Here is a 15309-nt window from a genome sequence, read left to right as displayed (position 1 = left end):
CACCCTGCGGTTGAGCAACAACTCCCCGCACATCAAGACCACCCCCACCCCGTTCACGATCGTCCGAAACGGCCGGCGGCGGGTACCGCCGGCCGCGCGGCCGGCGGTACCCGGCCGGGACGACAGGTGCCGCCGGGGAGGTCCGTCCTCCCGGCGGCACCTGGCGTGTACCGGCCCGCACGGGCACCGGCCGTGCTGTACCGGCCGTGCTGCATCGGCCCGCACGGGTACCGGCCGGCCGCGAGTCGGTCCCGGCGCGCGGCGGCCCGGGCCGGTGGAGGACCGATCAGGCGGTGGCGGGCCGGCCGAACCAGCGGGCGAGTGCCGCCCGGAGTGCCGCCCGCTGCCGGTCGTCCGGCCGGGGTGCCGCGCAGGACCAGGCCACGTAGCAGTCCGGGCGCAGCAGCAGGCCGGTCAGCCCGGAGTTCTCCGCGCGGGCCGGCACCACGTCGACCCGGTCGCGCCACGCAGCCGCCTCCACGGCGAGGCCGCCGTTCGGGGTGAGGTCGAGCAGCAGCGGCCGGGCGCCGCGGGTGAGCTCGGCCAGGCGTACCGGGCCGCCTGCGGCATCGCCGCCGCTGCCCCTGGTCAGCAGCAGGTCCGGCGCCCAGGCCCCGGTCACCGCCGGCTCCTCGCCGGGCGCCTGGCCCAGGTCGTACCGGACGTCGGCGCCCGCGAGCAGGTCCGCGATCCGCTGTACGTTGCGCCGGTCGCCCAGCAGCTCCGTGAAGAGTTCGCGCAGCGCGGTGACGTCGCTGCCGGGCCCGATCAGCACGCTCTGCGCCTGGGTGTGCATGGTCACCCGCCGTCCGACGGGCCGGCGCTCGCGGTCGTAGCTGTCCAGCAGCCCCGGCGGCGCCCAGCCGCGCAGCTCGGCGGCGAGCTTCCAGCCGAGGTTGACCACGTCCTGCAGGCCGAGGTTCAGCCCGGGCCCGCCCAGCGCCGAGTGCACGTGGGCCGCGTCGCCGACCAACAGGACCCGGCCGTCCCGGAACCGGTCGGCCAGGCGGGTGTTCCCGCCGGTGAGCCGGCGCCGCAGGTGCGGGCCGGGGCCGTCCGGCGCGCCGAGCGGCACGTCGACGCCGAGCACGCGCCGTACGCTGTCGCGCAGCTCGCCGAGGGTGAGCGGCTCGCCGCCGTCGAGGGCCTCGTCGGCCGGGGTGCGCGGCTCGATGACGCTCACCATGGTCGGGCGGCCCGGGAACGGCGCGAACGCGATCACGCCGCGCTCGGTGCGGTGGTGGGTGAAGGGCGGGACCACGCCGTACCCGGGCACGGCGAGCCCGCCGGTGGCCGGGTCGATCAGCTCGGGCGGCACCGAGACGTGCGCGCTCCGCGAGACCATCCGGTCGGTGGTGACGCCGGGGAAGCCGATCCCGGCGAGCCCGCGTACCCGGCTGCGCCCACCGTCGGCGCCGACCAGGTACCGGGTGGAGACGCGGTACGGGCCGTCGGGTCCCGCCACCGCCACGGTCACCGTCTCGGGCGTCTGGTCCAGGCCGGTCACCTCGTGCCCCCGGCGGATCTCGACGCCGAGTTCCACGGCCCGCTCCGCCAGCAACTGCTCGATCCGGCGCTGCGGTACCGGTAGCAGGTAGAGCGGGTTCTCGTCCAACCCGCTCAGGTCCAACGGCAGCGCGCCGAACATGTACGCCGGCGCCGGGCGCGGCGGCTCCGAACCGCCGGTGAGCCGCTCGTACAGGCCGCGCCGGTCGAGCATCCGGACGACCTGGCCGACCATCCCGTTGGCCCGCTGCTCGTCCGTGGGGCCGGTGAGCCGCTCCAGTACGACCGGGCGCACGCCGGCCAGCGCCAGCTCGCAGGCGAGCATCAGCCCGTTCGGGCCGGCGCCGGCGACGACGACCTCCTCGGGTGGCGCGACGACCTCTTCGGGCACCGTCTCGCCGGGGCGCGTCGTCGTGCCGTTCGCCGGGGTACCGGCGTCGTTTCCGCGCAGGATGGAACCGTTTCCGGGCAGGGTGGAGCCGTTCTCGGGCATGGTGGAGTCCCCTTCGGGGTGCGGGTACGCGCGGCGGCGCGCACGGCGGACCGACCCGGCGGCGGTGCGTCGGGCGGATGGGTGAGGGTGGAGCGCGGACCGGAAGGCCCGGAGCTACGGCGTAGGCAGCCGGTACGGCGTGGGTAGGCGTTACCCGGTGTGGGACCGCGTTACGGCGCGGGTGGGCGTTACGGCGTGGGCAGGCCCGCGGCGAGCTGGGCGAACGCCTCGGTCAGCAGCGACGCGACCCCGCCGGGGTGATCGGTCCGTCGCATCCACTGCTGCATGGCCACGTTGACGGCCGCCATCACCGTGGCCGCGACCAGCCGTGGATAGAGATCACGGTCGACGTCGGTACCGGTGCGCCCGGCGACGGCCGCGGCGATCTCGGCCTCCGCGAGCGCGGCGGCGCGCAGGAACTCGCCCTGGATCCCGGGCTCGGCGAACATCAACCGGACGCCGGCCCGCCACTGTTCGAAGTCCCGGACCGGGGTGTCGGCGGTCTCCGGCGTCGGCCGGAACTGCGCGAGGACCGAGTGGCTGATCGCCTCCCAGAGCGGTTCGGCCGGCGGCCGGTGGCGCAGTTCCTCGGCTACCCGCAGCGTCCGGTCGAGGTGTCGGGCGACGATCGCCTCGCCCTTGCTGGAGAAGTAGTTGTTGAAGGTGCGTGGGGAGACGCCGGCGGCCTCGGCGATCTCCTCCACCCGTACGTTGTGGAAGCCCCGTTCGACGACGAGGCGGACGGCGGCCCAGCTGAGCCGGGCGCGGGTCTCGCGCTTCTTCTGTTCCCGCAGTCCGACGCGCCCGCCGTCCCCGTCGCTCATGCACCCACTCTAGCTAAACTTGCGCGCTACGCAAAGATGCGTGCGGCGCAAAATTTATTCGGGTGCGGGTGCGGGTGCGGGTGCGGGTGCGCCGTGCCGGCCGGCTCCGGCGACGAAGCGGGCGATGCCGTCGCGGGCCTCGGCCAGGGAGTGCACCCCGTACGCCAACTCGGTCCGCATCGCGTCGGCCTCCGGCCGGCCGGCCCCGGTCAGCACCGCCAGCCGGTCGTTGCGCAGGCAGGACTGCGGGGACGCCGCGATCTCCGCGGCCAGCCGCTCGGCCGCCGCCCGCGCCTCGCCCGGCGGGACCAGGCGGTTGACCAGCCCCATCTCGTACGCCTCGGGCGCCGGTACGGCCCGGCCGGTGAGGATCAGGTCCATCGCCCGCCCCTCGCCGATGAGCCGGGGCAGCCGTACCGTGCCGCCGTCGATCAGGGGTACGCCCCAGCGCCGGGAGAAGACCCCGAAGACCGCGTCGGACTCGGCGACCCGCAGATCGCACCAGATCGCGAGTTCCAGCCCACCGGCGACGGCGTGCCCGGCGACGGCGGCGATCACGGGCTTGGTCAGGATCATCCGGGTCGGCCCCATCGGGCCGTCCCCCTCCGTCTCGACCCGGTTGCCGCTCGGCGTACCGATGGCCGTCAGGTCGGCGCCGGAGCAGAACGTGCCGCCCTCGCCCCAGAGCACGGCGACCGAAGCGTTCCGGTCGGCGTCGAAGGCCCGGAACGCGTCGGCGAGCGACCGGGCCGTTGGTCCGTCCACCGCGTTGCGGCGCTCCGGCCGAGAGAGGATCACGGTTGTCACCGGCCCGTCGCGCTCCACCCGCACACTCACCGACCCAGAATGCCGGGCCGGCGGCCGGCCGTACAGACTCGTCACGCGGTCGACGGGCCGCCCGCCGGCCCGTCCGTCCGCGCCGCCGCGCCGCAGCGGCAGCAGGCGTCCACGAAGACCCGTACGGCCGCGCGGGTGTCCGCCGTCCGCCAGACCACGGCGAGTTCGCTGGGCGGAAGCCCGCTCACGGGCCGGGCGACGACGTCGTCCCGCCGGTAGATGTCGGCGTTGCCCGCCGACAACAGGACGACGCCGAGCCCCGACGCGACCTCCTCGAAGGTCTCCTCGGCGGTCTCCGCCGTCGCGGCCACCCGGGCCGGCGTCCGCCGGTGCGCGGTGCCGAGCCAGTGCTCGCGCAGCGCCCCCGCGGCCGCCGGCAGCGCGATGAACGGCTCGTCGGCGAGCTCGGCGAACGGTACGACGGACCACCCGGCGAGGCGGTGACCGACGGGCAGGGCGACCCAGCGCTCCTCCTCGGTCACCACCTTCCAGGAGAGGCCGTTGGCCGGCACGGGCAGCCAGGCGATCGCGACGTCGACCTCGCCACCGGCGAGCCCCGCCGTCGGGTCGGTCCACGGGATCTGCCGGAACCGGAGCCGCCAGCCGGGGAGCGTCCGCTCCATCCGGGCGGTGACGGCCGGGATGAGACCGCGACCGATCCGGGTCTGGAAGCCGACGGTGAGGGTGGCGTCCTGGGTCGCCGCCGCACCGGCCACCGCCCGCCGCGTCTCCTCCCACGATTCGACCAACTGCCGGGCGTACGGCAGCAGCGCCGCGCCCGCCGGGGTGAGCGCGACGGTACGGGGACCGCGCTCGAAGAGCATCGTGCGCAGCGAGATCTCCAACTGGCGGATCTGCTTGCTCAGCGCCGGCTGGGAGATGAAGAGCCGCTCGCTGGCGGCGCGGGTGAAGCTCAGCTCCTCCGCGACGGCCACGAAGTAGCGCAGGTCCCGGAGGTGCACGTCCATAACCGGAGGTTATAGCGGAAGGTCTTGGACCGACCACGGGCGCCGACCGCAGGATCGAGCACGCCGGGGCCGCGAGCCCGCCGTCGTGATCTTCGCCGCCGGGCCGGCCGTCGGCGCACCGCTTCTCCCGGAGGAACAGCATGCGAGCACTGGTCCACGACCCGGACGTGCCGGGGCGCCTCGCCTTCGCCGAGGTGGCCGAACCGCGACCGCGCGCGGCCGAGGCGCTGATCGAGGTGCGCGCCGCCTCGCTCAACTTCGCGGAACTCGCCTTCGCCGACCGGGCCCGGCCCGGCGGCGTACCCGGGCTGGACGCGGCCGGGACCGTCGTGGCGGCGGCGGACGACGGATCCGGCCCGGCCGAGGGCACCCGGGTCGTCGGCTTCGGCTGGGGCGGGGGTGCCTGGGCCGAGCGCCGGGCCGTGCACACCGGGGAGTTGGCGGTCGTACCCGACTGCGTCGAACTCGGCGCCGCGAGCGCGCTGCCGGCGGCGGGGGTCACCGCGTTGCGGGCGCTGCGCCGGCTCGGCCCCGTCCTCGGCCGGCGCGTGCTCGTGACCGGAGCGTCCGGCGGGGTGGGACGGTTCGCGGTGCAGCTCGCCGCCCTGGCCGGGGCGCACGTCGTCGCCTCGGTCGGCGGTCCGGAGCGGGGCGAGGGGCTGCGGGAGATCGGCGCGAGCGAGGTCGTCGTCGGTCTGGCGGACGTCACCGCGCCGGTCTCCGGCGTGCTGGAGAACGTGGGTGGAAGGTCGCTCGCCGAAGCCTTCGGCCTGGTCGAGCCGGGCGGTCGGGTACTGAGCGTCGGGATGGCCTCCCGCGAGCCGACCACCATCGACTTCGAGCGGGAGCGCCTGCGCGGCGGCGACCGGTCGATCGAGCCGTTCGTGGTCGGGCACCCGATCCACGGCGAGCGCTTCGGCGCCGACCTCGGCTACCTGGTCGGCCTGCTGGCGCGGGGTCGACTCGACCCGCAGGTCGGCTGGCGCGGCCCGTGGGAGCGGGCGGGCGAGGCGGCCGAGGCGCTGCTCGGCCGCCGGGTGCGCGGCAAGGCCGTACTCGACATCGGGTGATCGTCGGCTGGCCCCCTCGTCAGCCCTCGGCGTCGCCGCCGGCCTCCGGCAGGGCCGTCACGGCGGCCCGCAGCGCACCCCGGAACTCCCGGTACCGGTCCTGGCCGAGCGCGTCGCCGAGTTCCCGCTCGATCGCCTCGACGATGCCGTCGGTGACCGCCATGAAGCGCAGCCCCCGCTCGGTCGGTACGACGAGCTTGGCCCGGCGGTCGGCCGGATCGGGCGTCCGCCGGACGTAGCCCAGCCGCTCCAGCTCGTCGATGATCGCGCCCATCGTCTGCTTGTTGCGACCGGCGAGCCGGGCGAGTTCACCGGGGCGGGTGCCGTCGGCGTCGAGGTACGCGAGCACCGCGCCGTGCCGGGGTCGGGCGTCGTCGAATCCGTCCTCCGCCGCCCGTCGGAAGAGTTCCCGCTGTAGTCCGGCGGCGAACTGGACGGCCAGGATCCCCAGATCCGGGTCCAGTTCCTTGCGCGTGCTCCGGTCCTGCTGTGTGCTACGACTCATCTAATCGTCCAATCATTGGACTGTCACATGTTTGGACTATATCGTGGTTCGCGGCGCGGGCGCCGGCCCCGCCGACAGTAGAGGCCACCGGTGCGGACCGGGCCGGCCGACCCGTTCCAGGCGATCGAGCCGTCGAGGCAGTCGATTCGCCCAGGCAACCGCGGAGGAGAACCATGACCATCCTGATCACCGGTACGACCGGCACCGTCTCGCGCGAGGTGTTGCGGCAGCTCGCCGGCACGACCCCGGTACGCGCGCTGGTCCGGGACAAGTCGCGCGCGCCCGACCTCGCCGGAGTCGAGTACGCCGTCGGCGACCTGGACGAGCCGGCCACGCTGACGCCGGCCTTCGACGGCGTGACGGCGCTGTGGCTGCTGACCCCGATGGGGCCGCAGGCGCCGAGCCAGAGCATGAACGCGCTCTGGGCCGCGCGGCAGGCCGGCGTGCGGCACGTCGTACGGCTCTCGGCGATCGGCGCCGCGCACGACGCGCCCACGCGCAACGGGCGACTGCACGCCCTCTCCGACGCCGAGCTGCGGGAGTCCGGGCTCGGCTGGACGATCCTGCGGCCGAGCAACTTCATGCAGAACATCCTGCTCGGCGGCCTGGTCGGGGACCGGCTGTACGGGGTCTACGGCGAGGGGCGGGTCGGCGCGGTCGACGTACGCGACATCGCCGCGGTGGCGGCGGCCGTCCTCGCCGCACCCGAGCGGCACGAGGGTCGGATCTACACGCCCACCGGCCCGGAGAGCGTCACCCTGTACCAGGCGGCCGACGAGATCAGCCGGGTGCTCGACCGGGAGGTGCGGTACGTACCGCAGTCCCCCGAGGAGACGCGCGACGCCCTGCTCGCGGCCGGCCTCGACGCGTGGTCGGCGGGGGTCCTCGCCGAGTACCGCGCGGCGTACGGCGCCGGCTGGGGCGACTTCACCACCGGCGACGTCGCCGAGGTGACCAGCCGTGCGCCGCGCAGCCTCGCCGAGTTCGTCCGCGACCACCGGGACCAGCTCGCCGGCGCGTGACGGCGCACGGACCACCGGTCCACCAGGCCGGGGTTCGCAGCGGTCCTGGTTCCGGGGGCGGCATGCCCGCTCTGGGCGGTCACGCGTGAATCCGTCGCGGGCACGCCGTCCCCGAAACCACGTGCGTCACCCCGGTCAGAAGGCCTCGTCGAGCGCGACCGAGCCGGGTACGGCCACCTGGTAGGCCGAGACCCGCCGCTCGAAGAAGTTGGTCAGCTCCTGCACGTCCTGCAACTCCATGAACGGGAACGGGTTGGTCGAGCCGTAGTGCGCCGGCAGGTCCAGCCGGGCCAGCCGCTGGTCCGCCACGTACTCCAGGTACCGGCGCATGTCGGTCGTGTTCATGCCGGGCAGGCCGTCGCCGCAGAGGTCGCGGGCGAAGGCCAGCTCGGCCTCGACCGCCTCGGTCAGCATCCGGGTCACGTCGGCGGCCATCTCCGCGTCGAAGAGGTCCGGCTCCTCGCGCCGTACCGTGTCCACCACCGCGAACGCGAACTCCATGTGCATCGACTCGTCCCGGAAGACCCAGTTGGTGCCGGTGGCGAGCCCGGGCAGCAGGCCGCGCGAGCGCAGCCAGTAGACGTACGCGAAGGCGCCGTAGAAGAAGAGCCCCTCGACGCAGGCGGCGAAGCAGATCAGGTTGAGCAGGAACGCCCGCCGGTCCGCCCGGTCCCGCAGCTGGGCCAGCGAGCCGATCGAGTCGATCCAGCGGAAGCAGAACCGCGCCTTGTCCCGGATCGACGGGATGTGCTCCACCGCCGCGAACGCCCGCGCCCGCTCGTCCGGATCGGGCAGGTACGTGTCCAGCAGGGTCAGGTAGAACTGGACGTGCACCGCCTCCTCGAAGAGCTGGCGGGAGAGGTAGAGCCGGGCCTCCGGCGCGTTGACGTGCTGGTACAGGTTGAGCACCAGGTTGTTGGCCACGATCGAGTCGCCGGTGGCGAAGAAGGCGACCAGCCGGTTCACCAGGTGCCGCTCCTGGGCGGTGAGCCGGGCCAGGTCCGGTACGTCGGAGGCGAGGTCCACCTCCTCCACCGTCCAGGCGTTGCGGATCGCCGCGCGGAACCGCTCGTAGAAGGCCGGGTACCGCATCGGCCGCAGGGTCAGGTCCATCCCGGGGTCGAGCAGCATCTGCCGGCTTCCCGGCCGGACGGCGGCGGTCGACGGGTCGGTCACTGGCACGCCTCGCAGTTCTCGGGGTTCTCCAGGGAACAGGCGACGGCGTCGTCGCCCGCGCCGATCAGGCTGTTGGGAAGAGGCCCTGCTACCACCGGATGCGACAACACGGGGCTCTTCCTGACAACCGTGGTCTGCGCGATCCGGGTCGCCGGGCGGGAGCGCAGATAGTAGGTGGTCTTCAGGCCGGCCCGCCACGCGTAGGCGTACATCGAGGAGAGCTTGCCGATGGTCGGGTCGGCCTGGAAGAGGTTCAGCGACTGCGACTGGTCGACGTACGGCGCCCGCGCCGCCGCCAGGTCGATCAGCGCCTTCTGCGGCAGTTCCCACGCGGTCCGGTACAGCTCGCGCAGCTCGGCCGGCAGGTCCAGTCCGGCGACCGAGCCGTCCGCCCGCTTGATCGCGTCCCGGGTCGCCGGCGTCCACCGGCCCAGCCGCTTGAGATCGGCGACCAGATGGCGGTTGAGCTGGAGGAACTCGCCGGAGAGCGTCTCGCGCTTGAAGACGTTGGAGACGTACGGCTCGACGCACTCGGAGCAGCCGGCGATCGAGGCGATCGTGGCGGTCGGCGCGATGGCGACCAGCAGCGAGTTGCGCAGGCCGTGCCGGGCCACCTGCTCCCGTACCGCCGCCCAGGCCTCGGTACGCGCCGGGGTGGCGGCCGGCCAGTGGTCGAGGTGGAGCACCCCGCCGGCCGCCCGGGTCAGCGGGTACGCCGGATGGGCGCCGTGGCGGGCCGCGAGCGCGGCCGACGTCCCGTACGCGGCCAGGGCGATCTCCTCGGCGATCCGGGTGGAGAGCGCCGTCGCGGCCGGTGAGTCGAACGGCAGCCGCAGCGCGGCGAAGACGTCCGCCAGCCCCATCACGCCGAGCCCGATCGGCCGCCAGCGCCGGTGCGCCGTGGCCGCCTGCTCGGTGGGGAAGTAGTTGCGGTCGATGGCGCTGTCCAGCGCGGTGACCGCGATGCGTACCGTCTCGGCGAGCGCGGCCAGGTCCAGCCGCTCGGCCGCGAGGTCCGTGGCGGGCTCCGACGAAGGCAGGCTTGGAGCCGACGGGTTCGAGGCCACGGCGCCGGACGACGCGCCCGACGCAGACGCGCCGGCCGGGCGCAGGTGTGCGGCGAGGTTGATCGAGCCGATGGTGCAGACCGCGGTCTCGCCGTCGCTGGTCACCTCCAGGATCTCGGTGCAGAGGTTGGAGTGGTGCACCACGCCACCGCCGGCGCCGACCTGGTTGCAGGTGCGGTTCGCCACGTCCTTGAAGGTCATCCAGCCGTTGCCGGTCTGCGCGAGGGTACGCATCATCCGGGCGTACAGCGTCCGGGCCGGCAGCGTACGGACGGCCCGGCCCGCCGCCTCCGCCGCCCGGTACGCCGCGTCGAACTCGTCGCCCCAGAGGTCGACCAACTCCGGCACGTCCTTCGGGTCGAAGAGGGACCACTCCGTGTCGGCCTCGACCCGGCGCATGAACTCGTCGGGCACCCAGTTCGCCAGGTTCAGGTTGTGGGTGCGGCGGGCCTCGTCGCCGGTGCTGTCCCGCAGCTCCAGGAACTCCTCAATGTCGGCGTGCCAGGTGTCGAGGTAGACGCAGGCCGCACCCTTGCGCCGGCCGCCCTGGTTGACCGCCGCGACGCTGGCGTCCAGGGTGCGCAGCCACGGCACGATCCCGTGCGAGTACCCGTTGGTGCCGCGGATCAGCGAACCACGGGAGCGGACCCGGGACCAGGAGATGCCGATCCCACCCGCGTACTTGGACAGGCGCGCCACCTGCGTGTACCGCTCGTAGATCGAGTCGAGTTCGTCCCGGGGCGAGTCCACCAGGAAGCAGGAGGAGAGCTGCTGGTGTCGGGTGCCGGCGTTGAAGAGCGTGGGAGAGCTGGGCAGGTACGCCAGCCGGGCCATCAGCCGGTAGAGACCGGCGGCGGCCTCGGTCGCCTCGGCCACCTCCGCCTCGGCGGCGGCCGTCCCATCCGCCCCGTCCGCCCCGCCGGTCGGGACGGCGGCGTCGCCGTCCGCCGGCGTGCCGCCGATCGGTACGGCCAGGGCCGTCGCCACCCGGAGGAAGAAGTGCTGCGGCGCCTCCAGCACCGCGCGGGTCTCGGGATGCCGCAGCAGGTACCGGTCGTAGACGGTACGCAGCCCGAAGAACTCGAACGCGTCGTCGGCGGCCGGGTCGAGCAGGGCGTCCAGCGCGGCGGCGTGCGCGGCCACGAAGTCGGCGAACGCGGGATCGAGCAGCCCCTGGGCCTGCGCGGCGGCGACGGACGCGCTGAACGAGTCGATGCCCTGCGCGGCGGTCTCCCGCCGGATCTGGTCGGCGAGCAGCCGGGCGGCGAGGCGGGCGTACTGCGGGTCCTCGCCGATCAGCCCGGCCGCGGCCGAGATGGCGAGCTGGTGCAGCTCGGCGGCGTCGGCCGTGGCCGTCCGTCCGGAGCGGACCAGCTCGATCAGCCGCTCCGGGTCGGTGTCGGGCAGGTCGCGACAGTGCGCGGCGACGGCGGCGCGTAGCCGTCCAATGTGGTCTTGCTCGGGTGGTGCGATGGTGGCGGATGCCGACACGTGCTACTCCTCGGTCTGGGGATCCGGAGACCCCGCGGAGGGCACGACGGCACGCCGAACCACCGCCGGTCGGTGTTCCGGCGGCAACCCGTACGACCCGACGGCCCCCCGCGAGGCCCCGAGCTCGGACCGGCCCACGGTGGTGTGCGCCGCGCTGGTACGCGTGGCGGCCACGGCGGGATCCGGTCCTCGGCGTACCGGACGGGCGCCCGGTACGCATTGCTGGCAGGTCTTCGGACTCGCGGGCAGGGCACGTCGCCGTGCTTGCCTACTGACCGTCGCTTCCCGGGGCACGGCTGGCCGTTCCGGCGTACGCGCTCGCGCCGGAAAACCGTGCTCCAGTGCTCATGACGGAGGTCGTTCCCGCTCACCGCTGCGGGGCAGTCCCGGACTCGCACCGGGTTCCCTCTTCGGCGGTGGCGCCTGGCTGACAGCACCGCCTGGCCGGCCGTCCACCTCGGGTACGGCCGAACCAGCAATGCACTGATCCTAGATCTAGTGGGGTGTTTCCCGTCAACACACCAGATGATGTGGGCGTGTCGCGGTGCGGAGTTCGCTCCCAGCGGTCAGCCGCGCTCGATGAGTTACCGCCGCCCTCGACTCTCGACTCTCGGCTCTCGGCTCTCGGCTCTCGGCTCTCGGCCTTCGGCCCTCGACGGAGCGTTCACGTGCGTCATCGAACCGCCTGGGCAACGTGGGGTGCGACGAATCGCCGGAGTGGTAGGGCGACGAGCAGCGCGACCGCGACCAGGAGGCCGCTGACCAACACGGGGCCGAGATGGCCAGCGCCGGACGCGAGGGCGGCGGCAGCGGCGACGGGGCCGCCAGCGGCACCGAGGTTGAGCGCCGCGGTCGCATACGAGCCTCCCATGGTGGGAGCGCCCGCTGCGGCGTAGAGCACCCTGGCGATCAGGGTGCTACCCAACGCGAAGGAGAGCGCGCCCTGTACGAACACGAGGAGCAGGAGCGCCACCGGCTGGGCGGCCAGCGCAGCCAACGCGACCCAGCCGAGCAACAGCAACGGGCCACCGACGGCGATCACGATGCCGGGACGCTGATCCGAGAGCCGTCCCGCGACGGTGACACCGACGAAGGACCCGACACCGAAGAGCACCAGCACCACCGGAACCCACAGCTCGCCCAGGCCGGCGGTCTCGGTCACGATCGGTGCCAGGAAGGTGAACGTCGCGAAGGTGGCGGCGTTGACCAGGGCGCCGAGCAGCATGACCAGGACCAGTGCGGGCATCGCCAGCTGGGCGATCTCGTCCCGAAGAGACGAGCCGGCCGCGGTGGCCCGGGGTGCCGCTCCGACCCGGGCCGGGATGCCCTTCACGACGCCGAAGGCAGCGGGAAGGCAGAGCAGCGCGATCGCCCAGAAGGTCGCCCGCCAGCCGAGCACCGTGCCGAGCAGTGCGCCGCCGGGGACTCCGGCGATGGTGGCCACCGTCGTACCCGAGAGCAGTACCGCCAACGCGCGCCCTTTCCGATCGGACGCGACGAGCGTGCCTGCCGTGCTCAGCGCCACGGCCAGGAAGCCCGCGTTGGCGAGGGCGGCGACCACCCGGGTGACGAGCAGGACGGGGAAACTGGTCGTGAGGGCGCCCACGACGTGGGTCGCGGCGAAGACCAGCACGAAGCCCAGCAGGCTGGCCCGGGCGGGCCACCGGCGGGCGAGCGCCGCCATCAGCGGCGCGCCGATGATCATCCCGACGGCGAACGCCGAGGTGAGAAGCCCGGCGGCCCCGACCGACACGTCGAGGTCTGTGGCGATGTCCGGCAGCAGGCCGGCGAGCATGAACTCCGAGGTGCCCGTGGCGAAGACGGCCACGGCGAGCAGGTAGAGCGGCAGAGGCATCGGGAACTCCGAGGTGAGAGAGAACGAGGAGACGTCTCGTCACCGCGGCCAGCGCCCCAGGGTCGCGCGCGAATATCCCAGGCAGCGAAGACTGCCGGGTAGCGGACGATGAACTCAGCGGTTCAGGGAGCTGACGGCGTGACCGAAAGCCCCCACCTTGGATGCCTCAGGGCTCGACATGGCGCAACAGTACTCAGATCCACCGGTCCGCACGCAACCGACTTCCGCCCGGGGCGTGGGTCGTCCACCCCGTGCCCCCGCGACAACCGGTCAGGCGGCGCGCTCCCGGGGCCGGTCGCCCCGCCCGTGCCGGGCCGCGCCCCGGCGCGGCCGCATCGGAGGGCTGCCGCTGCCGGCACCGGCGGCGATGCCGGCCACGCCCTCCCGGACCGCGTCGCGGGCGTCCCGGCGGGCCTGCCATCCCAGCTCGCGGTTGGCCCGGCCGCAGTCCATCAGCGGCACCTCGGCGGTCAGGTCCAACCAGCCCGGATCGCCCGGTACCAGCCGGAAGTGCCAGGCGGCCTTGGCGACCAACCGCAGCAGGGGCAGCGGCGCCGGCACCGTGTGCCCCTTCAGCTCCCGCGCCAGCATCGTGGCGTCCAGCACCGGTTCGGCGGCGATGTTGAAGGCGCCGACGCGGTCGTTGCGGAGCGCCAGCAGGTACGCCTCGGCCGCGTCGTCGGCGTGCACCACCTGGCTGCGCAGCCGCCGGTTGCGGGGCAGGATCGGCAGCCGGCCGGAGCGGAAGATCGAGACGGGGGTGAGCAGCCGCCCGAGGAAGTAGCGGCTGATCTCGGCGCCCGCCTCCCGCTGGAACACCACCCCGGTCCGGATCCGCACCACCCGCAGCTCGGGCGCCTCCCGTTCCACGCCGTCGAGCAACGCCTCGACCGCGGCCTTGTCGACGCTGTAGGCGGAGGCGGCCACGCCGTTGACCGGCCAGTTCTCGTCCACCCGCTGGTCCTTCGGCCCGGGGGAGTAGGCCCCGAACGAGGAGGCGTAGACGAGCTTCGGCACACCGGCCCGTTGCAGGGCGCGGACGACGGTACGGGTGCCGGTGACGTTCGTACGCCGCAGCCGGCCCCGGTTCCGGCTCGGCTGGACCTGCCAGGCCAGATGCACCACCGCGTCGGCGCCCCGGAACCAGCCCGCGAGATCGTCCGTACGGCCGGGGTCGCCGAGGTCGATCGCGTGCCACTCCACCCCCTCGTACGGTGGCCCGGCGTCCCGTCCCGGCACCCGGCGGGCGAAGCCCACCACCTCGATGTCGGGCTCGCTGACGAGCCGGCGCAGCAGCGCGGTACCGACGTTGCCGGTGGCTCCGGTGATCGCGATTCGCATCTCAGCCTTTACCCGGGAGCCGGAGCGCCATGCCTCGGCGCCCCGCGACCGGATCGGCGGCTGCGCGGCGGGCCGGGAACGAGGACCGGCGGGGCGCGGTGCGCCGGGAACCGGAACCGGCAAGGTGCGGCGCGCCGGGGGCGCGACCGTGTCCTGCCGTTCGCTCTCGCACCGGGTCGCCCGTTCGGGCCGTTTGGGGCGCGACGGAGCGGGAAGTAGCCAATCGTGCGCGAACTCTTGACCAGGCTGGAAACGACGACCCGGCTCGATCCGCTCAGCGACCGGATGCAGCGGTCGGTCATGTCGCTGCTGCGCGGTCAGCGAATCAGGGACATCCTGCACGGCGTCTGGCTCGGCCACCCGCTGCACCCGGCGTTGGTCCAGCTGCCGATCGGGGCGTGGTTCTCCGCCGCGGTGCTCGACCTGCTGCCCAACCAGCGGCGGGCGGCGACCGTACTGCTCGGGGTCGGCACGGTCAGCGCGCTGCCGGCGGCGGTCGCCGGCGCGAACGACTGGGCGTCGCAGTCGCGGGAGCAGCGCCGGGTCGGGCTCGTGCACGCGCTGGCGAACTCGACCGGCCTGCTGCTCTTCAGCGGCTCGCTCGCCGCGCGGCTGACCGGGCGGCACGGTGTCGGCCGGCTGCTGAGCATGCTCGGGCTGGCGGCGGCGGGCGGCGGGGCGTACCTCGGCGGGCACCTGGCGTACAAGCAGGCGGCCGGGGTCAACCACGGCGTACCGGAGCTGAACCTGATCGAGGACGGCTGGCACCCCATCGCCGACCTGGCGACCCTGCCCGAGGCGACGCTGCTCACCCGGCAGTTGAACGACGTGTCGGTGGTGGTCTACCGGGACGGCGACGAGATCACCGTGATGCTGGAGCGCTGCGCCCACCAGAGCGGCCCGCTCGGCCAGGGCGAGGTGGTCCGGGTCGACGGCAAGACGTGCGTGGTCTGTCCGTGGCACGGCAGCACGTTCCAGCTCGGCGGCGGCGAGGTCGTGCACGGTCCGGCCGGTACCGACCAGCAGGTGCTCCCGACCCGGGTGATCGGCGGCGTGCTGGAGGCCCGCCTGCCCTGAGCACGCCTCGACCAGCGAGATCGCGCTACTGCCCGGATCCAGGCCCCTCCCGAGCTGGTGAGGGCACTGGATCCGGG

General features: G+C 74.0%; 12 protein-coding genes and 1 riboswitch. Of the genes, 3 read left to right on the top strand and 9 right to left on the bottom strand.

The genetic code is table 11. The features are described 5' to 3' along the window. Positions 1–286: 286 nt before the first annotated feature. The 4 genes from AB0J86_RS01120 to AB0J86_RS01105 form a co-directional block, all read right to left on the bottom strand. On the bottom strand, positions 287–1999 hold the full coding sequence (locus AB0J86_RS01120) for an FAD-dependent monooxygenase (RefSeq protein ID WP_363850543.1): 1713 nt from the start codon (positions 1997–1999) through the stop codon (positions 287–289). A 188-nt stretch (positions 2000–2187) separates the two neighbouring features. After that, on the bottom strand, positions 2188–2823 hold the full coding sequence (locus AB0J86_RS01115) for a TetR family transcriptional regulator (protein WP_363850540.1): 636 nt from the start codon (positions 2821–2823) through the stop codon (positions 2188–2190). Positions 2824–2877: 54 nt separating this feature from the next. Next, complete coding sequence (locus tag AB0J86_RS01110) at positions 2878–3660, bottom strand: crotonase/enoyl-CoA hydratase family protein (RefSeq protein WP_363850537.1); 783 nt, start codon at positions 3658–3660, stop codon at positions 2878–2880. A gap of 41 nt (positions 3661–3701) precedes the next feature. Next, on the bottom strand, positions 3702–4628 hold the full coding sequence (locus tag AB0J86_RS01105) for a LysR substrate-binding domain-containing protein (RefSeq protein WP_363850534.1): 927 nt from the start codon (positions 4626–4628) through the stop codon (positions 3702–3704). Between the two features lie 140 nt (positions 4629–4768). Here AB0J86_RS01105 and AB0J86_RS01100 point away from each other — a divergent pair, with 140 nt between their 5' ends. Further along, positions 4769–5698, top strand: a complete 930-nt coding sequence (locus tag AB0J86_RS01100; protein WP_363850531.1) for a zinc-binding dehydrogenase — start codon at positions 4769–4771, stop codon at positions 5696–5698. Positions 5699–5717: 19 nt separating this feature from the next. Here AB0J86_RS01100 and AB0J86_RS01095 read toward each other — a convergent pair whose 3' ends face one another. Further along, positions 5718–6203, bottom strand: coding sequence for a MarR family transcriptional regulator (locus AB0J86_RS01095; RefSeq protein WP_363850528.1), 486 nt, complete (start codon positions 6201–6203; stop codon positions 5718–5720). Between the two features lie 173 nt (positions 6204–6376). On the opposite strand from AB0J86_RS01095, the gene AB0J86_RS01090 reads away from it, so the two are divergent. Beyond that, complete coding sequence (locus AB0J86_RS01090) at positions 6377–7225, top strand: NAD(P)H-binding protein (protein WP_363850525.1); 849 nt, start codon at positions 6377–6379, stop codon at positions 7223–7225. Positions 7226–7360: 135 nt separating this feature from the next. Here the strand turns inward: AB0J86_RS01090 and AB0J86_RS01085 are convergent, their stop codons facing one another. From AB0J86_RS01085 to AB0J86_RS01070, 4 genes are all read right to left on the bottom strand, one after another. Further along, positions 7361–8356 (bottom strand): ribonucleotide-diphosphate reductase subunit beta, encoded by a 996-nt coding sequence (locus AB0J86_RS01085; protein ID WP_363851582.1) that lies wholly within the window; start codon positions 8354–8356, stop codon positions 7361–7363. Positions 8357–8397: 41 nt separating this feature from the next. Further along, positions 8398–10851, bottom strand: coding sequence for a ribonucleoside-diphosphate reductase subunit alpha (locus tag AB0J86_RS01080; RefSeq protein WP_363851579.1), 2454 nt, complete (start codon positions 10849–10851; stop codon positions 8398–8400). A 335-nt stretch (positions 10852–11186) separates the two neighbouring features. Further along, positions 11187–11370: riboswitch (cobalamin riboswitch) on the bottom strand. Positions 11371–11632: 262 nt separating this feature from the next. After that, positions 11633–12814 carry a Cmx/CmrA family chloramphenicol efflux MFS transporter gene (locus AB0J86_RS01075; RefSeq protein WP_363850522.1) on the bottom strand — a complete coding sequence of 394 codons (1182 nt, stop codon included), beginning with the start codon at positions 12812–12814 and terminating at the stop codon, positions 11633–11635. A gap of 270 nt (positions 12815–13084) precedes the next feature. Further along, positions 13085–14155 carry an NAD-dependent epimerase/dehydratase family protein gene (locus tag AB0J86_RS01070; RefSeq protein ID WP_363850520.1) on the bottom strand — a complete coding sequence of 357 codons (1071 nt, stop codon included), beginning with the start codon at positions 14153–14155 and terminating at the stop codon, positions 13085–13087. A gap of 225 nt (positions 14156–14380) precedes the next feature. Here AB0J86_RS01070 and AB0J86_RS01065 point away from each other — a divergent pair, with 225 nt between their 5' ends. Beyond that, positions 14381–15232, top strand: coding sequence for a Rieske (2Fe-2S) protein (locus AB0J86_RS01065; RefSeq protein WP_363850517.1), 852 nt, complete (start codon positions 14381–14383; stop codon positions 15230–15232). The last annotated feature ends 77 nt before the right edge of the window (positions 15233–15309 follow it).

Source organism: Micromonospora sp. NPDC049559, from assembly GCF_040676675.1.
Lineage (GTDB): Bacteria > Actinomycetota > Actinomycetes > Mycobacteriales > Micromonosporaceae > JBFAPK01.
Note: the sequence above shows the minus strand (reverse complement) of the source record. Positions and strands in the feature narration are given on the sequence as shown.